The 24,916-nt window shown below is 54.7% G+C and carries 25 protein-coding genes; 19 read left to right on the top strand and 6 right to left on the bottom strand.

Features of this window, described 5'->3' with window-relative positions; genetic code table 11:
- The first annotated feature begins 59 nt into the window (after positions 1-59).
- From rsmG to phoU, 17 genes are all read left to right on the top strand, one after another.
- Positions 60-683, top strand: a complete 624-nt coding sequence (gene rsmG, locus ACJBF3_RS20125; RefSeq protein ID WP_045331219.1) for a 16S rRNA (guanine(527)-N(7))-methyltransferase RsmG — start codon at positions 60-62, stop codon at positions 681-683.
- 616 nt (positions 684-1,299) lie between these two features.
- Entirely contained in the window at positions 1,300-1,680 is a 381-nt protein-coding gene (atpI, locus tag ACJBF3_RS20120) for a F0F1 ATP synthase subunit I (RefSeq protein ID WP_008500194.1), read from the top strand.
- 8 nt (positions 1,681-1,688) lie between these two features.
- A complete protein-coding gene (atpB, locus tag ACJBF3_RS20115; RefSeq protein WP_032644273.1) occupies positions 1,689-2,504 on the top strand; it encodes a F0F1 ATP synthase subunit A in 816 nt (271 codons plus the stop codon).
- Between the two features lie 49 nt (positions 2,505-2,553).
- Positions 2,554-2,793, top strand: coding sequence for a F0F1 ATP synthase subunit C (gene atpE / locus ACJBF3_RS20110; protein ID WP_000429386.1), 240 nt, complete (start codon positions 2,554-2,556; stop codon positions 2,791-2,793).
- A gap of 48 nt (positions 2,794-2,841) precedes the next feature.
- Complete coding sequence (gene atpF, locus ACJBF3_RS20105) at positions 2,842-3,312, top strand: F0F1 ATP synthase subunit B (RefSeq protein WP_003862370.1); 471 nt, start codon at positions 2,842-2,844, stop codon at positions 3,310-3,312.
- A 14-nt stretch (positions 3,313-3,326) separates the two neighbouring features.
- Positions 3,327-3,860 carry a F0F1 ATP synthase subunit delta gene (atpH, locus tag ACJBF3_RS20100; protein ID WP_008500192.1) on the top strand — a complete coding sequence of 178 codons (534 nt, stop codon included), beginning with the start codon at positions 3,327-3,329 and terminating at the stop codon, positions 3,858-3,860.
- A 12-nt stretch (positions 3,861-3,872) separates the two neighbouring features.
- Positions 3,873-5,414, top strand: a complete 1,542-nt coding sequence (gene atpA / locus ACJBF3_RS20095) for a F0F1 ATP synthase subunit alpha (protein WP_045331218.1) — start codon at positions 3,873-3,875, stop codon at positions 5,412-5,414.
- A 51-nt stretch (positions 5,415-5,465) separates the two neighbouring features.
- Positions 5,466-6,329, top strand: coding sequence for a F0F1 ATP synthase subunit gamma (atpG, locus tag ACJBF3_RS20090; protein WP_032644272.1), 864 nt, complete (start codon positions 5,466-5,468; stop codon positions 6,327-6,329).
- Between the two features lie 31 nt (positions 6,330-6,360).
- Positions 6,361-7,743: a F0F1 ATP synthase subunit beta gene (gene atpD, locus ACJBF3_RS20085; RefSeq protein WP_003862362.1), complete on the top strand. Its 1,383-nt coding sequence runs from the start codon at positions 6,361-6,363 to the stop codon at positions 7,741-7,743.
- A gap of 20 nt (positions 7,744-7,763) precedes the next feature.
- Complete coding sequence (locus tag ACJBF3_RS20080; protein ID WP_006177560.1) at positions 7,764-8,183, top strand: F0F1 ATP synthase subunit epsilon; 420 nt, start codon at positions 7,764-7,766, stop codon at positions 8,181-8,183.
- A 139-nt stretch (positions 8,184-8,322) separates the two neighbouring features.
- Positions 8,323-9,693, top strand: coding sequence for a bifunctional UDP-N-acetylglucosamine diphosphorylase/glucosamine-1-phosphate N-acetyltransferase GlmU (gene glmU, locus ACJBF3_RS20075; RefSeq protein ID WP_045331215.1), 1,371 nt, complete (start codon positions 8,323-8,325; stop codon positions 9,691-9,693).
- 348 nt (positions 9,694-10,041) lie between these two features.
- Positions 10,042-11,871, top strand: a complete 1,830-nt coding sequence (gene glmS / locus ACJBF3_RS20070) for a glutamine--fructose-6-phosphate transaminase (isomerizing) (protein ID WP_045331214.1) — start codon at positions 10,042-10,044, stop codon at positions 11,869-11,871.
- A gap of 321 nt (positions 11,872-12,192) precedes the next feature.
- A complete protein-coding gene (gene pstS, locus ACJBF3_RS20065) occupies positions 12,193-13,233 on the top strand; it encodes a phosphate ABC transporter substrate-binding protein PstS (RefSeq protein WP_008500186.1) in 1,041 nt (346 codons plus the stop codon).
- Between the two features lie 126 nt (positions 13,234-13,359).
- Positions 13,360-14,319 carry a phosphate ABC transporter permease PstC gene (gene pstC / locus ACJBF3_RS20060; RefSeq protein ID WP_032644260.1) on the top strand — a complete coding sequence of 320 codons (960 nt, stop codon included), beginning with the start codon at positions 13,360-13,362 and terminating at the stop codon, positions 14,317-14,319.
- On the top strand, positions 14,319-15,209 hold the full coding sequence (gene pstA / locus ACJBF3_RS20055) for a phosphate ABC transporter permease PstA (RefSeq protein WP_032644259.1): 891 nt from the start codon (positions 14,319-14,321) through the stop codon (positions 15,207-15,209). Before pstC ends, pstA begins: the two co-directional genes overlap by 1 nt.
- Positions 15,210-15,256: 47 nt before the next feature.
- On the top strand, positions 15,257-16,030 hold the full coding sequence (gene pstB, locus ACJBF3_RS20050) for a phosphate ABC transporter ATP-binding protein PstB (RefSeq protein ID WP_008500183.1): 774 nt from the start codon (positions 15,257-15,259) through the stop codon (positions 16,028-16,030).
- A 14-nt stretch (positions 16,031-16,044) separates the two neighbouring features.
- Positions 16,045-16,770: a phosphate signaling complex protein PhoU gene (gene phoU, locus ACJBF3_RS20045; RefSeq protein ID WP_008500182.1), complete on the top strand. Its 726-nt coding sequence runs from the start codon at positions 16,045-16,047 to the stop codon at positions 16,768-16,770.
- Between the two features lie 85 nt (positions 16,771-16,855).
- Here phoU and yieH read toward each other — a convergent pair whose 3' ends face one another.
- Complete coding sequence (yieH, locus tag ACJBF3_RS20040) at positions 16,856-17,521, bottom strand: 6-phosphogluconate phosphatase (RefSeq protein WP_045331212.1); 666 nt, start codon at positions 17,519-17,521, stop codon at positions 16,856-16,858.
- 165 nt (positions 17,522-17,686) lie between these two features.
- Here yieH and adeP point away from each other — a divergent pair, with 165 nt between their 5' ends.
- Entirely contained in the window at positions 17,687-19,024 is a 1,338-nt protein-coding gene (gene adeP / locus ACJBF3_RS20035) for an adenine permease AdeP (RefSeq protein WP_145974510.1), read from the top strand.
- Positions 19,025-19,115: 91 nt separating this feature from the next.
- On the opposite strand, the gene ACJBF3_RS20030 is transcribed toward adeP, so the two are convergent.
- The 4 genes from ACJBF3_RS20030 to ACJBF3_RS20015 form a co-directional block, all read right to left on the bottom strand.
- The gene (locus ACJBF3_RS20030) at positions 19,116-19,682 is read right to left on the bottom strand and encodes an NADPH-dependent FMN reductase (RefSeq protein WP_045331208.1); all 567 of its coding nucleotides are present in this window, start codon (positions 19,680-19,682) and stop codon (positions 19,116-19,118) included.
- Between the two features lie 36 nt (positions 19,683-19,718).
- Positions 19,719-20,465 carry a 4'-phosphopantetheinyl transferase superfamily protein gene (locus ACJBF3_RS20025; RefSeq protein ID WP_045331206.1) on the bottom strand — a complete coding sequence of 249 codons (747 nt, stop codon included), beginning with the start codon at positions 20,463-20,465 and terminating at the stop codon, positions 19,719-19,721.
- 122 nt (positions 20,466-20,587) lie between these two features.
- A complete protein-coding gene (gene yidZ / locus ACJBF3_RS20020; protein WP_045331204.1) occupies positions 20,588-21,559 on the bottom strand; it encodes an HTH-type transcriptional regulator YidZ in 972 nt (323 codons plus the stop codon).
- Positions 21,528-22,703: an MFS transporter gene (locus tag ACJBF3_RS20015; RefSeq protein WP_047716341.1), complete on the bottom strand. Its 1,176-nt coding sequence runs from the start codon at positions 22,701-22,703 to the stop codon at positions 21,528-21,530. The genes yidZ and ACJBF3_RS20015 overlap by 32 nt, the downstream gene beginning before the upstream one ends.
- Positions 22,704-23,045: 342 nt before the next feature.
- Between ACJBF3_RS20015 and ACJBF3_RS20010 the strand changes: the two genes are divergently transcribed.
- Complete coding sequence (locus ACJBF3_RS20010) at positions 23,046-23,420, top strand: DUF6232 family protein (protein WP_045328699.1); 375 nt, start codon at positions 23,046-23,048, stop codon at positions 23,418-23,420.
- A gap of 70 nt (positions 23,421-23,490) precedes the next feature.
- Here the strand turns inward: ACJBF3_RS20010 and mnmE are convergent, their stop codons facing one another.
- Positions 23,491-24,855 carry a tRNA uridine-5-carboxymethylaminomethyl(34) synthesis GTPase MnmE gene (mnmE, locus tag ACJBF3_RS20005; RefSeq protein WP_045328697.1) on the bottom strand — a complete coding sequence of 455 codons (1,365 nt, stop codon included), beginning with the start codon at positions 24,853-24,855 and terminating at the stop codon, positions 23,491-23,493.
- Between the last annotated feature and the right edge of the window lie 61 nt (positions 24,856-24,916).

The raw sequence follows: 24,916 nt of genomic DNA, 5'->3' as shown, positions 1-24,916 counted from the left end.
CCCGTAGGGCGGGTAAGCGAAGCGCCACCCGCCACCTAAGTTTTCAACAGGTATTCACCGTGCTCAACAAACTCTCTCGTCTGCTGGATCAGGCAGGTATTTCGCTCACCGATCACCAGAAAAATCAGCTGGTGGCCTATGTCGATATGCTGAACAAATGGAACAAAGCGTACAACCTGACGTCGGTACGCGACCCCAACGAGATGCTCGTGCGCCATATTCTCGACAGCATCGTGGTGGCGCCGTATCTAAAAGGCGAGCGTTTTATCGACGTGGGGACGGGCCCTGGTCTGCCGGGCGTTCCGCTGTCGATTGTTCGCCCTGAGAGCCATTTCACGCTGCTGGACAGCCTGGGCAAGCGCGTGCGCTTTTTACGTCAGGTCCAGCATGAGCTGAAGCTTGAGAACATCACGCCCGTGCAGAGCAGGGTAGAGGAATTCCCGGCAGAGCCGCCGTTTGACGGGGTGATCAGCCGCGCATTTGCGTCGCTCAACGATATGGTGAGCTGGTGCAAGCACTTACCTGCGCAAAATGGCCGCTTCTATGCGCTGAAAGGGCAGTTGCCAGGCGATGAGATTGAACAGCTTCCGGACGGTTTTGCCGTCGAGTCTATTGAGAAATTACAGATTCCCCAGCTCGAAGGCGAACGTCATCTGGTGATAATTAAGCCAAACAATTTTTAAAAAATTAATAAAAAATGTGGAATTCGTGCTGTTCTTATCATGTTAAAAAACAGCACAACTACCGGGGATTTACCGGTGAGCTTTTAACCTCTGCTTCACTAAGGTTTTTCTTCCGGTTAACCTGGCACCTATTATTCACCAGTAAGATAGTCATCTTTGAAAATATAAGTCTGCTAAAAGTGGAAGGCAGTAACCAGAACGTAATGTTAATTGTTTATTAAGAATGTCAATAAAAGGTTTTTATTGTGTACTGGGCTGTTTTGAAAATAGTTACGACGTTTTGCTTTTAATTTCATAAAGATAAATTTCTGCGATTTGAGTCTTTGATAAATACAACCTTATCGCAAATGTGTGTTTTGTGATCTCGTGCACGCTTTATCACCAACGTTTTCGCGCTGTTTGCAGTTTTGGTCGAAGGTTGGCGCTTAAAGCGAAAGTTAAAAAATAGCGGCGGGGAAAAATATTTAAACATTTATTCACCTTTTCGCTACTTAATGTTTGAAATCACGGGTGCGCACCGTATAATTTGACCGCTTTTTGATGCTTGACTCTGAGCCTTAAAGGACGTTTTATACGACACGCGGCATACCTCGAAGGGAGCAGGAGTAAAAACGTGATGTCTGTGTCGCTCTTGAGTAGAAACGTTGCTCGTAAGCTTCTGTTCATTCAGTTTCTGGCTGTGATAGCAAGTGGACTGCTGTTTAGCCTCAAAGACCCCTTCTGGGGCATCTCCGCCGTGTGCGGGGGTTTGGCGGTAGTGCTGCCAAACGTGTTGTTTATGATTTTTGCCTGGCGTCATCAGGCGCATACACCCGCCAAAGGCCGCGTGGCCTGGTCCTTCGCCCTCGGCGAAGTCTGTAAGGTGTTGCTGACCTTTGCTCTACTGGTGATGGCGCTGGCGGTTTTGAAAGTGGTCTTCATGCCGCTGATAGCAACGTGGGTTTTGGTGCTGGTGGTACAAGTTCTGGCTCCAGCTGTAATCAATAACAAAGGGTAAAAGGCATCATGGCTTCAGAAAATATGACGCCGCAGGATTACATAGGTCACCATCTGAATAACCTTCAGCTGGACCTGCGTACATTCTCGCTGGTGGATCCACATAACCCCCCGGCCACCTTCTGGACGATCAACATCGACTCCATGTTCTTCTCGGTGGTTTTGGGTCTTCTGTTCCTGGCCATGTTCCGCGGTGTTGCTAAACGAGCGACCAGCGGTGTTCCAGGGAAATTCCAGACGTTCGTTGAGATGATCATCGGCTTCGTCCATGGCAGCGTGAAAGACATGTACCATGGTAAGAGCAAGCTGATTGCTCCGCTGGCCCTGACCGTGTTCGTTTGGGTCTTCCTGATGAACCTGATGGACCTGCTGCCAATCGATCTGCTGCCGTTTATCGGCGAGCACATCTTCGGCCTGCCTGCGCTGCGTGTGGTACCGTCTGCGGACGTGAACATCACCCTGTCGATGGCGCTGGGCGTGTTTATCCTGATTCTTTTCTACAGCATCAAAATGAAAGGCGTAAGCGGCTTTGTGAAAGAGCTTACCTTGCAGCCGTTCAACCACTGGGCGTTTATTCCGGTCAACCTGATCCTGGAAGGCGTTAGCCTGCTGTCCAAACCTGTTTCACTGGGTCTGCGACTGTTCGGCAACATGTATGCGGGTGAGCTGATTTTCATTCTGATCGCGGGTCTTCTGCCGTGGTGGTCACAGTGGGTTCTGAATGTGCCGTGGGCCATTTTCCACATCCTGATCATTACGCTGCAAGCCTTTATCTTCATGGTTCTGACGATCGTCTATCTGTCGATGGCGTCTGAAGAGCACTGATTTTTTACCAACACTACTACGTTTTAATTGAAACAAACTGGAGACTGTCATGGAAAACCTGAATATGGATCTGCTGTACATGGCTGCCGCTGTGATGATGGGTCTGGCGGCTATCGGTGCTGCGATCGGTATCGGCATCCTCGGGGGCAAATTCCTGGAAGGCGCAGCGCGTCAACCTGATCTGATTCCTCTGCTGCGTACTCAGTTCTTTATCGTTATGGGTCTGGTGGATGCTATCCCAATGATCGCTGTAGGTCTGGGTCTGTACGTGATGTTTGCTGTCGCGTAGTAGTAGTTTTAAAACCCTAAGCCACAGATATTAAAGAGGTATTGTGCTGTGAACATGAACGCAACAATCCTCGGCCAGGCCATCGCGTTTATTCTCTTTGTCTGGTTCTGCATGAAGTATGTATGGCCGCCTTTAATGGCTGCCATCGAAAAACGTCAGAAAGAAATTGCTGACGGTCTGGCTTCTGCAGAACGCGCTAAGAAAGATTTGGACCTTGCACAGGCCAACGCGACAGACCAGCTGAAAAAAGCGAAAGCGGAAGCTCAGGTTATCATCGAACAGGCTAACAAACGCCGTTCGCAGATCCTGGACGAAGCCAAAGCTGAAGCAGAACAGGAACGTACTAAGATCGTGACACAGGCTCAGGCTGAAATTGAAGCTGAGCGTAAACGTGCTCGTGAAGAACTGCGTAAGCAGGTTGCGATTCTGGCTGTTGCTGGCGCCGAGAAGATCATCGAACGTTCCGTGGATGAAGCTGCTAACAGCGACATCGTGGACAAACTTGTCGCTGAACTGTAAGGAGGGAGGGGCTGATGTCTGAATTTGTTACGGTAGCTCGCCCCTACGCCAAAGCAGCTTTTGACTTTGCTATCGAACACCAAAATGTCGATCGCTGGCAGAATATGCTGGCGTTTGCCGCTGAGGTGACGAAAAACGAACAAATGGCCGAATTGCTTTCCGGTGCGTTAGCACCTGAAACTCTCGCCGCGTCGTTTATCGCCGTGTGCGGAGAGCAACTGGATGCCAACGGCCAGAACCTGATTAAGGTGATGGCAGAAAATGGTCGTCTCCGTGTGCTCCCGGATGTTCTCGAGCAGTTTGAGCACTTACGTGCCCTTAGTGAAGCTACCGCTGAAGTCGAAGTGACTTCTGCAACTGAACTGAGTGACGAACAGCTTGCGAAAATCACCGCCGCGATGGAAAAACGTCTGTCACGCAAAGTTAAGCTGAATTGCAAAATCGATAAGTCTGTAATGGCAGGCGTAATCATCCGCTCGGGTGATATGGTCATTGATGGCAGCGTACGCGGCCGTCTTGAGCGCCTTGCAGACGTCTTGCAGTCTTAAGGGGACTGGAGCATGCAACTGAATTCCACCGAAATCAGCGAACTGATCAAGCAGCGCATTGCTCAGTTCAATGTTGTGAGTGAAGCTCACAACGAAGGTACTATTGTTTCTGTAAGTGACGGTGTTATCCGCATCCACGGCCTGGCCGATTGTATGCAGGGTGAGATGATTTCCCTGCCGGGTAACCGTTACGCTATCGCACTGAACCTGGAGCGCGACTCCGTTGGTGCAGTTGTGATGGGTCCATACGCTGACCTCGCCGAAGGCATGAAGGTTAAGTGTACTGGCCGTATTCTGGAAGTGCCGGTTGGCCGTGGCCTGCTGGGTCGCGTTGTTAACACCCTGGGTGCGCCAATCGACGGTAAAGGTCCGGTTGAGCACGATGGCTTCTCCCCAATCGAAGTTATCGCACCAGGCGTTATCGATCGTCAGTCCGTCGATCAGCCTGTTCAGACAGGTTATAAGTCCGTTGATGCCATGATCCCAATCGGTCGTGGTCAGCGTGAACTGATCATCGGTGACCGTCAGACCGGTAAAACCGCGATGGCTGTTGACGCCATCATCAACCAGCGTGACTCCGGTATCAAATGTGTGTACGTGGCCATCGGCCAGAAAGCGTCCACCATTTCCAACGTGGTTCGTAAACTGGAAGAGCACGGCGCGCTGGCTAACACCATCGTTGTTGTGGCTACCGCTTCTGAATCTGCTGCACTGCAATACCTGGCGCCATACGCCGGTTGCGCAATGGGCGAATACTTCCGTGACCGCGGTGAAGATGCGCTGATCGTATACGATGACCTGTCTAAACAGGCTGTTGCTTATCGTCAGGTTTCCCTGCTGCTCCGTCGTCCACCTGGACGTGAAGCATTCCCTGGCGACGTATTCTACCTCCACTCTCGTCTGCTGGAGCGTGCTTCCCGCGTTAACGCGGAATACGTCGAGAACTTCACCAAAGGTGAAGTGAAGGGTAAAACGGGCTCACTGACCGCTCTGCCGATCATTGAAACCCAGGCGGGTGACGTTTCTGCGTTCGTTCCGACCAACGTAATCTCCATTACCGATGGTCAGATCTTCCTGGAAACCAACCTGTTTAACTCCGGTATTCGTCCGGCAGTTAACCCGGGTATCTCCGTATCCCGTGTTGGTGGTGCTGCTCAGACCAAGATCATCAAGAAACTGTCCGGTGGTATCCGTACCGCGCTGGCACAGTATCGTGAACTGGCTGCGTTCTCTCAGTTCGCATCCGATCTGGACGAAGCAACCCGTAAACAGCTGAGCCACGGTCAGAAAGTGACCGAGCTGCTGAAGCAGAAACAGTACGCACCTATGTCTGTTGCTCAGCAGGGCCTGGTACTGTTCGCGGCTGAACGCGGTTACCTCGAAGATGTGGAACTGGCGAAAATCGGTAGCTTCGAAGCCGCTCTGCTGGCTTACGTCGACCGTGATCACGCTCCGCTGATGCAAGAGATCAACCAGACCGGTGGCTATAACGACGAAATCGAAGGCAAGCTGAAAGCTATCCTCGATTCCTTCAAAGCAACCCAATCCTGGTAATCGTCCGGCGGCTTGTCTCAGGACAAGCCGCCTGGCATTGAGGAGAAGCTCATGGCCGGCGCAAAAGAGATACGTAGTAAGATCGCAAGCGTCCAGAACACGCAAAAGATCACTAAAGCGATGGAGATGGTCGCCGCTTCCAAAATGCGTAAATCGCAGGATCGCATGGCGGCCAGCCGTCCTTATGCAGAAACCATGCGCAAAGTGATTGGTCACCTTGCAAACGGTAATCTGGAATATAAGCACCCTTACCTGGAAGAACGCGACGTTAAGCGCGTGGGCTACCTGGTGGTGTCGACCGACCGTGGTCTGTGTGGCGGCTTGAACATTAACCTGTTCAAAAAACTGCTGGCGGATATGAAAGCATGGTCTGAAAAAGGCGTTCAGTGCGATATCGCAATGATCGGCTCTAAAGGCGTCTCTTTCTTTAACTCCGTTGGTGGCAACATTGTCGCTCAGGTGACCGGTATGGGTGATAACCCGTCCCTGTCCGAACTGATCGGCCCGGTTAAAGTGATGTTGCAGGCCTACGATGAAGGCCGTCTGGACAGACTGTACGTTGTCAGCAACAAATTTATTAACACCATGTCTCAGGTGCCTACGATCACTCAGATGCTGCCTTTACCGGCATCAGAAGATGACGAGCTGAAGCACAAAGCCTGGGATTACCTGTATGAACCCGATCCGAAACCGCTGCTGGATACCCTGCTGCGTCGTTACGTTGAATCACAGGTTTATCAGGGCGTTGTAGAAAACCTGGCCAGCGAGCAGGCCGCACGAATGGTGGCGATGAAAGCCGCGACCGATAATGGCGGCAGCCTGATTAAAGAGCTGCAGTTGGTTTACAACAAAGCTCGTCAGGCCAGCATTACTCAGGAACTCACCGAGATCGTCTCGGGGGCCGCCGCGGTTTAACCAGGTTTACGAATTACGTAGAGGATTCAAGATGGCTACTGGAAAGATTGTCCAGGTAATCGGCGCCGTGGTGGACGTCGAGTTCCCTCAGGACGCCGTACCACGCGTGTACGACGCGCTTGAGGTACAGAATGGTAACGAGAGCCTGGTGCTGGAAGTTCAGCAGCAGCTCGGCGGCGGTATCGTGCGTACCATCGCGATGGGTTCTTCCGACGGTCTGCGTCGTGGTCTGGAAGTTAAAGACCTTGAGCACCCGATCGAAGTCCCGGTAGGTAAAGCAACACTGGGTCGTATCATGAACGTATTGGGTCAACCAATCGACATGAAAGGCGACATCGGTGAAGAAGAGCGTTGGGCTATCCACCGTGCGGCACCTTCCTACGAAGAGCTGTCCAGCTCTCAGGAACTGCTGGAAACCGGTATCAAAGTTATCGACCTGATGTGTCCGTTCGCGAAGGGCGGTAAAGTCGGTCTGTTCGGTGGTGCGGGTGTAGGTAAAACCGTAAACATGATGGAGCTGATCCGTAACATCGCGATCGAGCACTCCGGTTACTCTGTGTTTGCGGGCGTAGGTGAACGTACTCGTGAGGGTAACGACTTCTACCACGAAATGACCGACTCCAACGTTCTGGACAAAGTATCCCTGGTTTACGGCCAGATGAACGAGCCACCTGGAAACCGTCTGCGCGTTGCGCTGACCGGTCTGACAATGGCTGAGAAGTTCCGTGACGAAGGCCGTGACGTTCTGCTGTTTGTTGATAACATCTATCGTTACACCCTGGCCGGTACGGAAGTATCTGCACTGCTGGGTCGTATGCCTTCAGCGGTAGGTTATCAGCCTACGCTGGCGGAAGAGATGGGTGTTCTTCAGGAACGTATCACCTCTACCAAAACCGGTTCTATCACCTCCGTTCAGGCGGTATACGTACCTGCGGATGACTTGACTGACCCATCTCCAGCCACCACCTTTGCGCACTTAGACGCAACCGTGGTACTGAGCCGTCAGATCGCGTCTCTGGGTATCTACCCGGCCGTTGACCCGCTGGACTCCACCAGCCGTCAGCTGGATCCACTGGTTGTGGGTCAGGAACACTACGACACCGCGCGTGGCGTACAGTCCCTGCTGCAGCGTTACCAGGAACTGAAAGACATTATCGCCATCCTGGGTATGGATGAGCTGTCTGAAGAAGACAAACTGGTGGTAGCACGCGCGCGTAAGATCCAGCGCTTCCTGTCCCAGCCGTTCTTCGTTGCGGAAGTATTCACCGGTTCTCCAGGTAAATACGTTTCTCTGAAAGACACCATCCGTGGCTTCAAAGGCATCATGGAAGGCGAATACGATCACCTGCCGGAGCAGGCGTTCTACATGGTTGGTTCCATCGAAGAAGCAGTGGAAAAAGCCAAAAAACTTTAACGCCTTAATCGGAGGGTGATATGGCAATGACTTACCACCTGGACGTCGTCAGCGCAGAGCAACAAATGTTCTCTGGTCTGGTCGAGAAAATCCAGGTAACGGGTAGTGAAGGTGAACTGGGTATTTTCCCGGGTCACGCACCGCTGCTCACCGCCATTAAGCCTGGTATGATCCGCATCGTTAAACAGTTCGGTCACGAAGAGTTTATCTATCTGTCCGGCGGCATTCTTGAAGTGCAGCCTGGCAGTGTGACCGTTCTGGCCGATACCGCTATTCGTGGCCAGGATCTCGACGAAGCGCGAGCCCTGGAATCGAAGCGTAAGGCTGAAGAGCACATTAGCAGCTCTCATGGTGACGTGGATTACGCTCAGGCGTCTGCGGAGCTGGCCAAAGCGATCGCGAAACTGCGCGTTATCGAGTTGACCAAAAAAGCGATGTAACACCGGCTTGAAAAGCACAAAAGCCAGTCTGGATACCAGGCTGGCTTTTTTTTTACAAGCTTAATTCATGATGAAAAAGATGTAGAATTTTAAGCATTAAACGTTTTTACTTCACACTCAAACTACCGTCAGGATGCGTATGTCAAACAGTGCGATGAGCGTGGTGATCCTTGCCGCTGGCAAAGGGACCCGCATGTATTCCGATCTGCCGAAGGTGCTCCACACGCTTGCAGGAAAGCCAATGGTGCAGCATGTCATTGATGCAGCGAATGAACTGGGTGCCCGCCAGGTTCACCTGGTCTACGGCCACGGCGGCGATCTGCTTAAAGAAACGCTGAGCGACGACAAGCTCAACTGGGTGCTTCAGGCCGAACAGCTGGGTACTGGCCATGCGATGCAGCAGGCAGCGCCCTTCTTTGCGGATGACGAAGACATTTTGATGCTCTACGGCGATGTCCCGCTGATCTCCGTTGAGACCCTGACCCGCCTGCGTGAAGCCAAACCGCAGGGCGGCATCGGTTTGCTGACCGTCGTGCTGGACGATCCCAGCGGTTATGGCCGCATCACCCGTGAAAACGGCAGCGTAACGGGGATCGTTGAACACAAAGATGCCAGCGACGAACAGCGTCAGATTCAGGAGATCAACACCGGTATCCTGATTGCCAACGGCGCGGATATGAAGCGCTGGCTGTCGAATCTCAACAACAATAACGCGCAGGGTGAATACTACATCACCGACATCATCGCGATGGCGTACCGTGAAGGGCGCGAGATTGCGGCGGTTCATCCGGCGCGTATTAGCGAAACCGAAGGGGTGAATAACCGCCTTCAGCTTTCCCGTCTGGAGCGCGTTTATCAGTCCGAACAGGCTGAAAAACTGCTGCTGGCAGGCGTGATGCTGCGCGATCCGGCGCGTTTCGATCTGCGTGGTTCGTTATCTCACGGGCGTGACGTTGAAATTGATACTAACGTTATCCTCGAAGGTCACGTCACGCTGGGCAACCGCGTCAAAATTGGCGCCGGCTGCGTGATTAAAAACAGCGTTATCGGCGACGACTGCGAAATCAGCCCGTACAGCGTGGTGGAAGACGCCCGTCTGGATGCAGCCTGCACCATCGGCCCGTTCGCGCGCCTGCGCCCGGGGGCTGAGCTGCTGGAAGGCGCTCACGTGGGTAACTTCGTCGAAATGAAAAAAGCGCGTCTGGGGAAAGGCTCAAAGGCCGGCCATCTGACCTATCTGGGCGACGCGGAAATTGGCGACAACGTGAATATTGGTGCAGGGACGATCACCTGTAACTATGACGGCGCGAATAAATTTAAAACCATCATCGGTGATGATGTATTCGTGGGCTCGGATACGCAGCTGGTGGCGCCTGTTACCGTGGGTAACGGGGTAACGATTGCTGCCGGGACGACGGTGACGCGAGACGTCGCCGATAATGAGCTGGTGCTCAGCCGCGTGCCGCAGGTTCACAAGCAGGGCTGGAAACGCCCTGTGAAGAAAAAGTAACAACAAGGCGGGTGGCGCTACGCTTACCCGCCCTACGATTGAGTAGGCCTGATAAGGCGTAGCCGTCATCAGGCAAACCCGGGAGAGGAGATAAATATATATTTCCCCCCACAAGTAGTACCCATAAAAATAACCCCACTCTCTACAAGGCTCGGGGCGCCCGGAAAGGGCATTACCCAAAGGATTTCGCGCTGTGGCAAGGCGGCAAGCGTATGAGTCCATGGGAGCTTACTTAAGTAAGTGACCGTGGCGAGTACGAGAAGCCAACGCAGCCGCAGCGTGAAAGACGTAGGGTAAATACAGGTCAGCGACAACGCAGGCATAATGCCTAAATTCGGAATCTAAAATATGTGTGGAATTGTTGGCGCAGTTGCGCAGCGTGATATTGCTGAAATCCTTCTCGAAGGTTTACGTCGTCTGGAATACCGTGGTTACGACTCTGCCGGTCTGGCCGTCGTCGATGCAGAAGGTCACATGACCCGTCTGCGCCGTCTCGGTAAAGTGCAGATGCTGGCCCAGGCCGCGGAAGAACATCCGCTGCACGGTGGTACCGGTATTGCGCACACCCGCTGGGCGACGCACGGCGAACCGTCTGAAGGTAACGCGCACCCGCATGTGTCTGAACACATCGTGGTGGTGCATAACGGCATTATTGAAAACCACGAACCGCTGCGCGAAGAACTGAAAGCGCGCGGCTACACCTTCGTCTCTGAAACCGACACCGAAGTGATTGCTCACCTGGTGCACTGGGAGCTGAAGCAGGGCGGTACACTGCGTGATGCGGTGCTGCGCGCTATCCCTCAGCTGCGCGGTGCGTACGGTACGGTGATCATGGATTCCCGCGATCCGTCCACGCTGCTGGCAGCGCGTTCCGGTAGCCCGATGGTGATCGGTCTGGGCATGGGCGAAAACTTTATCGCGTCTGACCAGCTGGCGCTCCTGCCGGTTACCCGTCGCTTTATCTTCCTTGAAGAGGGTGATATCGCGGAAGTGACCCGTCGCAGCGTTACCGTCTTCGATACCAAAGGCGAGCAGGTGAAGCGTCAGGAGATCGAATCGAATCTGCAGTACGACGCGGGCGACAAAGGCGCTTACCGTCACTACATGCAGAAAGAGATCTACGAGCAGCCGAACGCCATCAAAAACACCCTCACCGGGCGCATCAGCCACGGTGAAGTGGATCTGAGCGAGCTGGGCGCAAACGCGAACGAACTGCTCGGCAAGGTAGAGCATATTCAGATCGTGGCCTGCGGTACTTCGTATAACTCCGGTATGGTTTCTCGCTACTGGTTTGAATCCCTGGCGGGCGTGCCGTGCGATGTGGAAATCGCGTCTGAATTCCGCTACCGCAAGTCAGCGGTACGCCGTAACAGCCTGATGATCACTCTTTCCCAGTCTGGCGAAACGGCGGACACGCTGGCCGCGCTGCGTCTCTCTAAAGAGCTGGGTTACCTGGGCTCGCTGGCCATCTGTAACGTTCCGGGCTCTTCCCTGGTGCGTGAATCCGATCTGGCGCTGATGACCAAAGCAGGCACCGAAATCGGCGTGGCCTCCACCAAAGCGTTTACTACTCAGCTGACCGTTCTGCTGATGCTGGTGGCGAAGCTGGCGCGCCTGAAGGGCGAAGATGCTTCCGTTGAGCATGATATCGTTCACGGCCTGCAGGCGCTGCCGAGCCGTATTGAGCAGATGCTGTCTCAGGACAAACGCATTGAAGCCCTGGCGGAAGATTTCTCTGACAAACATCACGCCCTGTTCCTGGGTCGTGGCGATCAGTATCCAATTGCGCTGGAAGGCGCGCTGAAGCTGAAAGAGATCTCCTACATTCACGCTGAAGCATACGCGGCAGGCGAGCTGAAGCACGGCCCGCTGGCGCTGATTGATGCAGACATGCCGGTGATCGTTGTTGCGCCGAACAACGAACTGCTGGAGAAACTGAAATCTAACATCGAGGAAGTACGCGCCCGCGGCGGTGTCCTGTACGTCTTCGCCGACAAAGATGCCGGTTTTGTCAGCAATGACAACATGCACATCATCGAGATGCCGCATGTGGAAGAGGTGATTGCGCCGATCTTCTACACCGTTCCGCTGCAGCTTCTGGCCTATCACGTGGCGCTGATCAAAGGCACCGACGTTGACCAGCCGCGTAACCTGGCGAAATCCGTTACCGTAGAATAATCCCTTCAGGCTCCACCTTCGGGTGGAGCTTTTTTATCCCGCCCGGCTTGTTTTTCATCACTCCTTTCTCGTTTTTAATAATGACAATTTGTCATCTTCAGCTACTTTTTTGAGTGTCACATAAAGAAAATATTTCTGAAAACGTCTTGTCATAAAAGTGGCTAACGTAATGAAATTTAAGGTTTATTTTGCTTTTTTTTAAGTTAAATTTCCGTTGTCATAAAACTGTCATAATTCGTACATTTATCTGTCACCTGTTTGTCCTATTTTGCTCATCGTAGCCACTAAACAACGATTTACGAAAATCTTGCAGGAGACATTATGAAAGTTATGCGTACCACTGTCGCAACTGTTGTCGCCGCGACCTTATCTCTGAGCGCGTTCTCTGTATTTGCAGAAGCAAGCCTGACTGGCGCTGGTGCAACCTTCCCTGCGCCGGTGTATGCCAAATGGGCGGATACCTACCAGAAAGAAACCGGTAACAAGGTTAACTATCAGGGTATCGGCTCCTCCGGTGGCGTGAAACAAATTACCGCGAACACGGTTGATTTCGGCGCATCTGATGCTCCGCTGTCTGATGACAAACTGGCTCAGGAAGGCCTGTTCCAGTTCCCTACCGTGATCGGTGGCGTGGTTCTGGCCATCAACCTGCCGGGCGTGAAGTCGGGCGAGCTGGTGCTGGACGGCAAAACCCTGGGCGACATCTACCTGGGCAAAATCAAAAAATGGGATGACGAAGCGATCGCTAAACTCAACCCAGGCCTGAAGCTGCCTTCTCAGAACATCGCCGTGGTGCGCCGCGCGGATGGTTCCGGTACCTCTTTCGTGTTCACCAGCTACCTGGCGAAAGTGAACGAAGAGTGGAAATCTAAAGTCGGCTCCGGCTCTACCGTTAACTGGCCTACCGGTCTGGGCGGTAAAGGTAACGACGGTATCGCCGCGTTCGTTCAGCGTCTGCCGGGTTCCATCGGCTACGTAGAGTATGCCTACGCGAAGCAGAACAACCTGTCCTACACCAAACTGGTTTCCGCCGACGGCAAACCGGTTAGCCCGACCGAAGAGAACTTTGCTAACGCCGCCAAAGGCGCTGACTGGAGCAAATCCTTTGCGCAGGATCTGACTAACCAGAAGGGCGAAGGTGCATGGCCAATCACCTCTACCACCTTCATCCTGGTGCACAAAGAGCAGAAGAAACCTGAGCAGGGCGCAGAAGTGCTGAAGTTCTTCGACTGGGCATACAAAAACGGCGGCAAACAGGCTAACGCTCTGGATTACGCCACCCTGCCAGACAACGTGGTTGAGCAGATTCGCGCTGCATGGAAAACCAACGTGAAAGACAGCAGCGGTAAAGCATTGTATTAATTTAGCATTCTGACGAAAATGGCGGGTGGCGCTTATGCTTACCCGCCCTACGGTTCCGACTGTAGGCCGGGTAAGCGTAAGCGCCACCCGGCGATTTCGTAAACGCGTTTAACAGAAGAGTAATTTATGGCTGCAACCAAGCCTGCATTTAACCCTCCGGGTAAAAAAGGTGACATGATTTTCAGCGCGCTGGTCAAACTGGCTGCGCTGATTGTGCTATTGCTGCTGGGCGGCATTATCGTGTCTCTGATTTTCTCCTCATGGCCGAGCATCCAGAAATTCGGTTTCTCCTTCCTGTGGACCAAAGAGTGGGACGCGCCGAACGACGTTTACGGTGCGCTGGTGCCCATTTACGGTACGCTGGTGACCTCGTTCATCGCCCTGCTGATTGCGGTTCCGGTGAGCTTTGGTATTGCCCTGTTCCTGACGGAGCTGGCGCCAGGCTGGCTGCGTCGCCCGCTGGGTATCGCCATTGAACTGCTGGCGGCCATTCCGAGTATCGTCTACGGCATGTGGGGCCTGTTTATCTTTGCTCCGCTGTTCGCCACGTACTTCCAGGAGCCGGTTGGCAATGTGCTTTCCGCCATTCCGTTTGTCGGGGCGCTGTTCTCTGGCCCGGCGTTCGGTATCGGCATTCTGGCGGCTGGGGTGATCCTCGCCATCATGATTATTCCGTACATTGCGGCGGTCATGCGCGATGTCTTCGAACAAACGCCGGTGATGATGAAAGAGTCGGCCTACGGCATCGGCTGCACCACCTGGGAAGTGATCTGGCGCATTGTCCTTCCGTTCACCAAAAATGGGGTGATCGGCGGCGTGATGCTGGGCCTGGGTCGTGCGCTGGGTGAAACCATGGCGGTGACCTTTATCATCGGTAACACCTACCAGCTCGACAGCGCGTCGCTCTACATGCCGGGTAACAGTATTACCTCGGCGCTGGCGAATGAATTTGCGGAAGCGGAATCGGGGCTGCACGTGGCGGCGCTGATGGAGCTGGGCCTGATTCTGTTCGTTATCACCTTCATTGTTCTGGCGATTTCCAAACTGATGATTATGCGCCTCGCTAAAAATGAGGGAGCACGCTAATGGCCACTCTCGAAATGCAAGCTACCGCTGAACTGGCGGAATCCCGCCGCAAAATGCAGGCCAGACGCCGCATGAAAAACCGTATTGCGTTGACGCTCTCTATGGCGACAATGGCATTCGGCCTGTTCTGGCTGGTCTGGATCCTCTTCTCGACGGTCGTTCGCGGGATAGACGGGATGTCCCTGTCGCTGTTCACCGAAATGACGCCGCCGCCAAACACGGCGGGCGGTGGCCTGGCGAATGCCCTGGCGGGCAGCGGCTTGCTGATCCTCTGGGCAACGGTCTTCGGCACGCCGCTGGGCATCATGGCCGGTATCTACCTGGCTGAATACGGTCGTAAATCCGTGCTCGCGGAAGTCATTCGCTTCATCAACGACATTTTGCTGTCTGCACCGTCTATCGTCGTGGGTCTGTTTGTTTACACCGTGGTGGTGGCGCAGATGGAACACTTCTCCGGCTGGGCTGGCGTGATTGCGCTGGCGCTGCTGCAGGTGCCGATTGTCATTCGTACTACCGAGAACATGTTGAAACTGGTGCCGGACAGCCTGCGTGAAGCGGCTTATGCGTTGGGTACGCCGAAATGGAAGATGATTTCTGCGATTACGCTGAAAGCGTCCGTTTCCGGGATCATGACCGGTATTCTGCTGGCCGTTGCGCGTATTGCCGGTGAAACGGCGCCGCTGCTGTTTACCTCCCTCTCCAACCAGTTCTGGAGCACGGACATGATGCAGCCGATCGCCAACCTGCCGGTGACGATCTTTAAATTTGCGATGAGCCCCTTCGCGGAATGGCAGCAGCTGGCCTGGGCCGGCGTGCTGATCATTACCCTTTGCGTACTGTTGCTGAACATTCTGGCGCGCGTCATTTTCGCGAAGAAGAAACACGGTTAATTTTTTACGGCGCGGCAGCTCGCGGCGCCGAATGAGGAAATGAGTCAATGAGTATGGTTGATACTGCCCCGGGTAAGATTCAGGTTCGTGATTTGAACTTCTACTACGGCAAATTCCATGCCCTGAAGAACATCAACCTGGATATCGCGAAGAACCAGGTCACGGCATTTATCGGTCCGTCCGGCTGTGGGAAATCCACGCTGCTGCGTACCTTTAACAAAATGTATTCGCTCTATCCGGAGCAGCGCGCTGAAGGTGAAATTATCCTCGACGGCGAAAACATTCTGACCCAGGCGCAGGATATCGCCCTGCTGCGCGCGAAAGTGGGGATGGTGTTCCAGAAACCCACGCCGTTCCCGATGTCCATTTATGACAACATCGCCTTTGGCGTTCGCCTGTTTGAAAAGCTCTCCCGTGCCGATATGGACGAGCGCGTGCAGTGGGCATTGACCAAGGCCGCATTATGGAACGAAACCAAAGATAAACTTCACCAGAGCGGTTACTCTCTCTCCGGTGGTCAGCAGCAGCGTCTGTGCATTGCGCGCGGTATTGCGATTCGCCCGGAAGTGTTGCTGCTGGATGAGCCGTGTTCAGCGCTGGACCCGATCTCAACCGGCCGTATTGAAGAGCTGATCACCGAGCTGAAGCAGGATTACACCGTGGTTATCGTGACCCACAACATGCAGCAGGCTGCGCGTTGCTCCGATCATACGGCGTTTATGTACCTGGGCGAGTTGATTGAGTTCAGTAACACGGACGATCTGTTCACCAAGCCCGCTAAAAAGCAAACAGAAGACTATATCACCGGTCGTTACGGTTGATTCAGGAGCGCGCGATGGACAATCTCAATCTTAATAAACACATTTCAGGCCAGTTCAACGCAGAGCTGGAAAGTATTCGCACGCAGGTAATGACCATGGGCGGCATGGTTGAGCAGCAGCTTTCCGATGCGATTACGGCAATGCACAACCAGGACAGCGAGCTGGCGAAGCGCGTCATTGAAGGCGACAAAAACGTCAACATGATGGAAGTCGCGATCGACGAAGCCTGCGTGCGCATTATCGCGAAACGTCAGCCGACGGCGAGCGACCTGCGTCTGGTGATGGCGATCATCAAAACCATCGCCGAGCTGGAGCGTATTGGTGACGTTGCCGATAAAATCTGCCGCACCGCGCTGGAGAAGTTCTCTCAGCAGCACCAGCCGCTGCTGGTGAGCCTGGAGTCGCTGGGCCGCCACACCGTGCAGATGCTGCACGACGTGCTGGATGCCTTTGCGCGTATGGATCTGGACGAAGCGGTACGTATTTACCGTGAAGACAAGAAGGTCGACCAGGAGTATGAAGGCATCGTGCGTCAGCTGATGACCTACATGATGGAAGATTCACGCACGATCCCAAGCGTGCTGACGGCCCTGTTCTGCGCGCGCTCTATCGAGCGTATCGGCGACCGCTGCCAGAACATTTGCGAATACATTTTCTACTTCGTGAAGGGTCAGGACTTCCGTCACGTCGGCGGCGACGAGCTGGACAAGCTGCTGGCGGGTAAAGACCCGAAAGAGTGATGATTGCGGCGGGTGGCGCTAGCGCTTACCCGCCCTACGCATCCTGTAGGCCGGATAAGCGCTAGCGCCATCCGGCTTTGTTTTTTCAGCGAGTAATATCCCACCCGCGCGCCTTCCACAGCTCGGGCAACTGCGCCAGATCGGTAAAGGTCGTTACTTTTGGATGAACGATCGGCTTGTTGTGCGGATCGGCACAGAAGTAAAACACCTCCATCCCGGCATCAATGCCCGACTGCGCGCCCGCGGACGAGTCATCCACCAGAATGCAGTTCTCCACGTTGACGTTCATCGCTTTCGCCGCATGGAACATCAGCGCCGGGTCCGGCTTCCAGCGCTGGATATCGTAGCCGCTGAACAGCTTTTCCGGGAAGTGGTGCAGCATATTAAGCTTGCCGAGCGAGTGCTGCATTTTGCTGACCGGACCGTTGGAGACGACGCAGACTGGCACCGTCATGGCCTCCAGCAGCGCGTTTGCGCCCGGAATCACCTCCAGCTCCGAATCGAACAGGCGTGCAACCTCGGCGCGGTAGACCGGCTCCAGCTCCGCTTTCGCCAGATCCACGCCGTGTTCTTCGTTAATGATGTCGATGATCTCGTAGAGCTTTACGCCCTTAAAGCGCTTAAACACCTCTTCAAGTTCCAGCGTAATGCCAAATTCCTGGAACATGGTGACATACGCGCGGGAACAAATGACCTCACTGTCGACCAGCGTTCCGTCGCAGTCGAAAAATACCGCTTCAATTCCGGACATGCCTTTCCCTTTTAACCAGTTTAACGTTTACGTACGGCAGTTCACCGGCACGCAATCGTTGCCGTATAAGCAAATTCAATGAAAAAAGTATCACGTAACCGCCACTATTGTCGCATTTTGGTATAGGATAGCGACGAATTTTCCCTCCTTGTTCGGAAATTGATGATGAGTCAACAACACACTACCCAGACATCTGGTCAGGGTCTGCTTGAGCGCGTGTTTAAACTGCGCGAGCACGGCACAACGGCACGCACCGAAGTGATCGCCGGTTTCACCACCTTCCTGACGATGGTCTATATCGTTTTTGTGAACCCTCAAATTCTGGGCGTCGCTGGCATGGATACCAGCGCCGTCTTCGTAACCACCTGTCTGATTGCGGCGCTTGGCAGCATCCTGATGGGCGTGTTCGCTAACCTGCCGGTTGCGCTGGCACCAGCAATGGGCCTGAATGCGTTCTTCGCGTTCGTGGTGGTTCAGGCGATGGGCCTGCCGTGGCAGGTGGGCATGGGCGCCATCTTCTGGGGCGCGATTGGCCTGCTGCTGCTGACCATTTTCCGCGTGCGTTACTGGATGATTGCGAACATTCCCGTGAGCCTGCGCGTGGGCATCACCAGCGGTATTGGTCTGTTCATCGGGATGATGGGGCTGAAAAACGCCGGCGTGATCGTCGCTAACCCGGACACGCTGGTGAGCATTGGCCACCTGACCTCGCATAACGTGCTGCTGGGCGTGCTGGGCTTCTTTATCATCGCGATCCTGGCCTCCCGCAATATTCACGCGGCGGTGCTGGTGTCCATCGTGGTTACCACCCTGCTGGGCTGGATGCTGGGCGACGTTCACTATAACGGCATCGTCTCCGCGCCGCCGAGCGTCGCAACCGTAATTGGTCACGTTGACCTGGCGGGTTCCCTGAACCTGGGCCTGGCGGGCGTGATTTTCTCCTTCATGCTGGTGAACCTGTTTGACTCCTCCGGTACGCTGATTGGCGTGACGGACAAAGCGGGCCTGGCGGACGAGAAAGGGAAATTCCCGCGCATGAAGCAGGCGCTGTTTGTGGATAGCATCTCTTCCGTCGCGGGCTCTTTCATCGGCACGTCGTCTGTTACCGCGTACATTGAATCCTCTTCCGGCGTGTCCGTGGGCGGCCGTACCGGCCTGACGGCGGTGGTGGTGGGTATTCTGTTCCTGCTGGTGATCTTCCTCTCTCCGCTGGCGGGTATGGTTCCTCCGTATGCGGCGGCTGGCGCGCTGATCTACGTTGGGGTGCTGATGACCTCCAGCCTGTCACGCGTGAAGTGGGATGATTTAACCGAAGCGGTGCCGGCGTTTATTACCGCCGTGATGATGCCGTTCAGCTTCTCGATTACCGAAGGTATCGCGCTGGGCTTTATCTCTTACTGCGTCATGAAGATCGGTACCGGCCGCTTCCGCGACCTCAGCCCGTGCGTGATTGTTGTTGCACTGCTGTTTGTGCTGAAGATTGTGTTTATTGACGCGCACTAAGGTGCGGTTTGTGGTGTCAGGTGGCGCTTCGCTTACCTGACCTACTGACGAGTGTAGGCCCGGTAAGCGCTAGCGCCACCGGGCTTTTTTATCAGGCTTTAACCCGCTTAATATAATCCCCGAACGCCGTCAGCTGGCCAGAGAGATGATCGCGCGTGCTCTGATCCACCACCTCGCCCGTCTGCGGGTCGACCTTGTTCTGAATCACGCCGCCCATAAACTCCGGCTTGTTCATCACCATCGCATCGAGGAACACCAGGATCTGGCGCAGATGATACTGGCAGCGCGCGCCGCCAATGGCGCCCATCGAGCTGGTCTGGATGAGCACCGGTTTGCCCGCCAGCGGCTGTTCAGGTAAACGGGACAGCCAGTCGATGGCATTCTTCAGGCCACCGGGTACAGAGTAGTTGTACTCCGGCGTGACGATGACCACGCCGTCGGCCTGGCGGATCTGCTCTGCCAGCGCCTCAACGCTCTGCGGGAATCCTTCTTCCTGCTGAACGTCAGCGTCATACAGCGGAATATCGCCAATAGACGGCAGGGCGCTAATCTCCATTCCTGCAGGTGCCAGCTGCGGCAGCGTGCGGGCAACCATCCCGTTAAATGAACCTTTGCGCAGGCTTCCCAGTAACGTAACGACTTTCAACGTTTCAGACATGATTACTCCTTTTTCATCATGATGACCCTGAATGGATCAGCTAAGGGTGAATGCTTTTTCTGCCGGTAAACTGGTTAAACGCATCAGGCGTGCGGCGGACTCGTTGGCGCGCTCGGGCACATCAGGAAGGCTACGCCATCCCTGTTGGCTGTCAAATTCCCAGATCTTCATGCGTTCGATGGCGGGGGTCACCGCGATGGACCAAATGAGCACATCCTCTGCGTCGCAGAGCGCTTCTACCAGCGTGGCCTGAGCGGCACGCAGACGACCGGAGCCTGGCAACAGCTGCAGCAGGCTGGCATCGTCTGAGGCGCATCCACAGAGCTTGCGAATGCTCTGGCGCAAGGTAATGAGCTGGGCTCTGGCTTCGACAGGATCGTTCTGGTTGCGGACCCACAGATTCTCGTTGCTGGAGAGCGGATACTCTTCATGCGCATTGCCCCCGTGGAAGCTGCGCGTCGCGCGCTGAAGTTCCATATCCAGCCCACAATCCCCTTCGGTGGTCAGCGCAACGCCAATGATATTGCCCGCGTAGGCAATCGAAAAACGAGGGAGATCCGGGTCGGCGAAGACCGGGCGGCCTTCGGGTTGGGTGGTGATGTCCGGCAGCTCGCTGGTGCCGTACAGCATAAACATCAGCTCTGCGAGAAGCGCCCGGGACGCTAAAAACCGCGACCTGCGGTGTTCCGCAAGCGTGAGTGCTTCACGGTGGCAGGCTGAAGAAATTCTTGCCGATACGAGACGTCCTTCCGTAAGTATCCCTCTTGCAAAGTGCGTAGCCATTTTTCGCTCCTTGATAATGGTCGTAATCGGTTAAACGGTTACATGATTATCGCTTAACTTGCCTCCTGTTTTAATCAGTAAATGGGAGTAAGAGAAGCCTTAGGACCGAACTTTACATTTTCTTAGGCAAAAATTGGACCGCTCGCACCGTACAGCGCCTTGATGGTCTCCCGCAGCCAGAGGATTTTTGGGTTATGGCTGTTCCGTTTATGCCAAATCAGCGTGAACGGCACGGTCAATTTTTCCGCCTGCTCCTCATCAATGGGAATGGGAAGCGCGATCAGCTTGCGCTGGTGGAGTTCATTGTAGTGCTGGCAGTAGTGCGGCGCGGTGGCGATATAGTGATGCCCGGGCTGCGCTGCCATAAACATCGCCTGTTCAAAGCCCGGCAGGCACATGGCAATATTACGTTCACGGCCCATCTCCTTTAGCACCTCATCCAGCGCCCAGGTGTCGCTGCGTTCCCAGAAGATGCTGATATGCGGATAGCGCAGGAAGGTCTCCAGATTCCACTCTTGCTCAAGCGCCGGATGGTCCTCGCGCAGATAGACGCAGGGGCGGTCGCTGAACAGGATTTCATAGTCGATAAACCACGGCAGCAGCTTCAGCAGCTCGCGGGAGCGCGGATGTGTTTCTCGCCCGGTAAAGCCAAGATCCACCTCGCCACGGGTAATGGCGTCCAGCGAGTCGTAATCCCAGTGGCGCATCTTCACCGTCGCCTGCGGATAGCGCTGGTTCACCTGCTCCAGCAGGGTATTGAAGCGGATCAGCATCAGCGGCGTTTCGGCGGCCAGCACGAACGTCAGCCCGCCCGGCGAATCATGATGAAATTTATCGAGGATCTGGTTGCCGATTTGCATCCAGTCAGCCAGGTCCTGCTCAAGACTCACCGTCAGCGGCGTGGGGAGCAATCCTAACGGCGTTTTAACAAACAGCGGGTCGTCGAACCAGTCGCGCAGCTTGGCCAGCGATTTACTCACCGCCGACGGCGTCACGTTCATCCGCTTCGCCGCCTTGGTGACGCTACGCTCCTGCAGCAAAAGCTGCAGGCACAGCAACAGGTTAAGATCGAGACTGCTGATGGGCTTCTTCATAATGTGCCGCGGGCTGGATGGCCATAAGTAAGGTAATGCACAGTATGCTACAGCCAATCAGAACCCCGATCAGCATATTCAGCGCGTTAAGCCCGATGACCGCCGCCAGCCAGATCCACAGCGACGAGCCGCAGACCTGCGCTATCCCCAGCACCGAGCTCGCCACGCCTGCCCGCAGCGAGAACGGGCCGAGCGCCTGACTCATCGCCACGCCAAAGCCAACCGAGAACCCGGCACAAATGAGCGTAATACCCACCAGCATCACCGCGTGTGAGGTGGCCGTCGCCAGGATTGCGCCTGCAGCGAGGAATAAAACCTGGGAGGTCAGCATCAGCGTGCGCTGGCTAAAAATATTCAGCGCAAAGGGGGTGGAGAACGAGACGGCCATACTGACCATGGCGGTTAACGCCATCACCGTTGAGTACTCACCGCGATCGAAGCCCATGGTTTCCATCAGTAAAACCGGGGAAACGTTTACATAGGTGAGGATCACCGCCACGCTTAGCGTGGTTACGGCCAGACGACTGAGGAAAAAGCGGTTAAGCAGCTTCTCTGCCGGGTGAATTGTTGGGGTGTGACCGGTATTTTGCGAGCCCGGGTGGGTCTCTTTCAGCACGGCGATCGACAAGATAAACACCAGCGCGCCCATCGCCGCCATGGTCCAGAACAGGCTCTGCCACGGGAATTTCAGCATGATCAGATATCCCACGACTGGCGCCAGCACCGGGATGATGCAGGTAATACCGTTCAGCATGGAGAGCACCTTGGCGCGACGCTGGGCGCTTAAGGTATCGCGCAGGATCGCAAAGGCAACCACGTAGCAACCACCCGCCCCAATGCCCTGAATAAAGCGCCCGGCCAGGAACAGGGTGCTGTTTTGCGCCTGCGAGCAGAGAAGGGACGCCAGGGCAAAAATGATGGCGCCGGTTATCGCCACTGGCTGACGGCCCGCTTTATCCGCGATCTTCCCGGCAAACACCATCGACGACGCCATTCCCGCGAGATAGGCGGAAAACGCAATGTGCAGCTGCGCTTCGCTGGCACCGAGATCGCGGGCGATGTGCGGTAATCCCACCAGATACATATCAATGCCGGACGGATAAAGCAGAACGAGCGCAAAACTACAAAAAAGAAAACGAGCCATAAATCCCCCATGGATGCAGGGAAGCAGAATAGGGGGTGAAAAGGGATTAGGCGAGTTGCCATTTGGACAATGGTGATTTCCTGGGAGGAAAACTCTTTTCTAACTGTTTTAAGTATCCGACCTGCGCGAGAAGATGCTCAGAGGTAACATGGAGAGAAAGTTATGAATTGTCTGTTTAAGTTATTTTGTTACAGTAGTATTTTAATTAATGAACGTTTCCTTCGTAGGAAGGAGATAAAAATAAACGACTCATTACAAAATTTTTAAATAGTTCTGCTCTGAAATCGATAATTTAAGAAAATATATTTTCACTACAAAAAGCTAATCCTCAAGGACATAAAAATGGAAGAAACCGAGTTTTACAGAAATGGGAATGTGAGCATTACTAATGCAAGATTTATTGTAGGTTCAACAACCTATGCAATGAATGGTGTGACGTCAGTTAAACGTGGCCAAACAGACCCTTCCAGGCTTGGGCCAATTGTTTTGGCACTGATTGGTCTCGCAATGGTATTCATCGCCGCATCTTTATTAACGAAAGCAATTGGTGTTGTCATTGTGGTGGTCGCTATTGCGTGGTTTAAAGCAATCAGGCCTGATTATATTGTTTACCTGAATAGTTCCTCTGGAGAGTCACAGGCACTGACCAGTCAAGATAAGCAATATATTGACGATGTGATTAATTCCTTGAACAAGGCCATAATTCATCGCGGTTAATATAACTTCAGGCGACTTATAAACACGTGATTATCATAAGTCGCCTCTAGAGATTGCCCCCTGTAAGGGATTACTTACCAATACAGAAGCTCGAGAAGATCCTTCCCAGCAGATCGTCCGACGTAAACTCCCCGGTGATCTCGCTCAGGTTCTGCTGCGCCAGCCGCAGCTCTTCCGCCAGCAGTTCACCTGCCCACGCGCCGATCAGCTGTGCTTTGCCCTGGTCGAGATGACGGGCCGCCTCTTCCAGCGCCTGCAGATGACGACGGCGCGCCAGGAAGCCGCCCTCCATGCTGGTGTCAAAGCCCATGCTCTGCTTGAGGTGGTTACGCAGGTCGTCCACGCCCTCACCGGTGCGCGCCGACAGGCGAATAAGTGAGTGACCATTCACATCGCTGATACCGAGCGTTTCGCCCGTCACGTCTGCCTTATTACGCACCACGGTGATCGGCAGCTTAGCCGGGAGACGGGCGATAAAATCGGGCCAGATATCGGCCGGGTCAACGGCGTCGGTCGTGGTGCCGTCCACCATAAACAGCACGCGATCGGCCTGCTCGATCTCCTGCCAGGCGCGCTCGATACCGATGCGCTCAACCTCGTCGCTGGCATCGCGCAGACCGGCGGTATCAATGATGTGCAGCGGCATCCCGTCGATGTGGATATGCTCGCGCAGCACGTCGCGGGTGGTGCCGGCAATGTCGGTCACGATGGCGGCTTCACGGCCCGCCAGGGCGTTCAGCAGGCTCGATTTCCCGGCGTTCGGGCGTCCGGCAATGACCACCTTCATCCCTTCACGCAGCAGGCTGCCCTGGCGCGCTTCGGCGCGAACGGCGTCGAGATCGGCCATCACCTGGTTGAGCTGGGCTTCAATTTTGCCGTCAGAGAGGAAGTCGATCTCCTCGTCCGGGAAGTCGATAGCCGCTTCCACGTAGATGCGCAGGTGAGTAAGTGCTTCCACAAGGTGGTTCACGCGCGCGGAGAATGCCCCCTGCAGCGAGTTCAGGGCGGAACGCGCCGCCTGTTCGGAACTGGCGTCGATCAGGTCAGCAATCGCCTCGGCCTGCGCCAGATCGAGCTTGTCGTTGAGGAAGGCACGCTCGGAAAACTCGCCCGGCTTGGCGATGCGCAGGCCAGGCAGGGTCAGAATACGTTTTAACAGCAGGTCGAGGATCACCGGGCCGCCGTGGCCCTGTAGCTCCAGCACGTCTTCCCCGGTAAAGGAGTTTGGACCCGGAAACCACAGCGCAATGCCCTGGTCCAGCGGCGTGCCGTCAGCGTCTTTAAACGGCAGATAATCCGCGTAGCGCGGCTTTGGCAGTTTACCCAGCACCGCTTCGGCGACCTCGCGCGCCTTCAGGCCGGAGATACGCAGAATGCCTACACCACCGCGTCCCGGTGGGGTTGCCTGGGCGACGATAGTGTCGTTATGGCTCATGGTTGCTCTCGTTCAATACAAATAAAAAAGGCGGTCAATCGACCGCCCTTATTTTAGCGTT

Origin of the sequence: Enterobacter sp. PP-008-ECC_S150, from assembly GCF_045257065.1 — a bacterium.
GTDB lineage: Bacteria > Pseudomonadota > Gammaproteobacteria > Enterobacterales > Enterobacteriaceae > Enterobacter > Enterobacter chengduensis.
This window is presented reverse-complemented; position numbering and strand designations above follow the sequence as displayed.

Excerpts from the sequence above, each read along its gene's own strand:
- ACJBF3_RS20080 (WP_006177560.1), top strand. The coding sequence starts at position 7,764 with ATGGCAATGACTTACCACCTGGACGTCGTCAGCGCAGAGCAACAAATG.
- ACJBF3_RS20025 (WP_045331206.1), bottom strand. The coding sequence starts at position 20,465 with ATGGCTACGCACTTTGCAAGAGGGATACTTACGGAAGGACGTCTCGTA.
- glmS (WP_045331214.1), top strand. The coding sequence starts at position 10,042 with ATGTGTGGAATTGTTGGCGCAGTTGCGCAGCGTGATATTGCTGAAATC.
- phoU (WP_008500182.1), top strand. The coding sequence starts at position 16,045 with ATGGACAATCTCAATCTTAATAAACACATTTCAGGCCAGTTCAACGCA.
- adeP (WP_145974510.1), top strand. The coding sequence starts at position 17,687 with ATGAGTCAACAACACACTACCCAGACATCTGGTCAGGGTCTGCTTGAG.
- mnmE (WP_045328697.1), bottom strand. The coding sequence starts at position 24,855 with ATGAGCCATAACGACACTATCGTCGCCCAGGCAACCCCACCGGGACGC.
- atpD (WP_003862362.1), top strand. The coding sequence starts at position 6,361 with ATGGCTACTGGAAAGATTGTCCAGGTAATCGGCGCCGTGGTGGACGTC.
- atpI (WP_008500194.1), top strand. The coding sequence starts at position 1,300 with ATGTCTGTGTCGCTCTTGAGTAGAAACGTTGCTCGTAAGCTTCTGTTC.
- ACJBF3_RS20010 (WP_045328699.1), top strand. The coding sequence starts at position 23,046 with ATGGAAGAAACCGAGTTTTACAGAAATGGGAATGTGAGCATTACTAAT.
- yieH (WP_045331212.1), bottom strand. The coding sequence starts at position 17,521 with ATGTCCGGAATTGAAGCGGTATTTTTCGACTGCGACGGAACGCTGGTC.
- pstC (WP_032644260.1), top strand. The coding sequence starts at position 13,360 with ATGGCTGCAACCAAGCCTGCATTTAACCCTCCGGGTAAAAAAGGTGAC.
- pstA (WP_032644259.1), top strand. The coding sequence starts at position 14,319 with ATGGCCACTCTCGAAATGCAAGCTACCGCTGAACTGGCGGAATCCCGC.
- ACJBF3_RS20015 (WP_047716341.1), bottom strand. The coding sequence starts at position 22,703 with ATGGCTCGTTTTCTTTTTTGTAGTTTTGCGCTCGTTCTGCTTTATCCG.
- ACJBF3_RS20030 (WP_045331208.1), bottom strand. The coding sequence starts at position 19,682 with ATGTCTGAAACGTTGAAAGTCGTTACGTTACTGGGAAGCCTGCGCAAA.
- glmU (WP_045331215.1), top strand. The coding sequence starts at position 8,323 with ATGTCAAACAGTGCGATGAGCGTGGTGATCCTTGCCGCTGGCAAAGGG.
- atpE (WP_000429386.1), top strand. The coding sequence starts at position 2,554 with ATGGAAAACCTGAATATGGATCTGCTGTACATGGCTGCCGCTGTGATG.
- yidZ (WP_045331204.1), bottom strand. The coding sequence starts at position 21,559 with ATGAAGAAGCCCATCAGCAGTCTCGATCTTAACCTGTTGCTGTGCCTG.
- atpB (WP_032644273.1), top strand. The coding sequence starts at position 1,689 with ATGGCTTCAGAAAATATGACGCCGCAGGATTACATAGGTCACCATCTG.
- pstB (WP_008500183.1), top strand. The coding sequence starts at position 15,257 with ATGAGTATGGTTGATACTGCCCCGGGTAAGATTCAGGTTCGTGATTTG.
- atpH (WP_008500192.1), top strand. The coding sequence starts at position 3,327 with ATGTCTGAATTTGTTACGGTAGCTCGCCCCTACGCCAAAGCAGCTTTT.
- pstS (WP_008500186.1), top strand. The coding sequence starts at position 12,193 with ATGAAAGTTATGCGTACCACTGTCGCAACTGTTGTCGCCGCGACCTTA.
- atpA (WP_045331218.1), top strand. The coding sequence starts at position 3,873 with ATGCAACTGAATTCCACCGAAATCAGCGAACTGATCAAGCAGCGCATT.
- atpG (WP_032644272.1), top strand. The coding sequence starts at position 5,466 with ATGGCCGGCGCAAAAGAGATACGTAGTAAGATCGCAAGCGTCCAGAAC.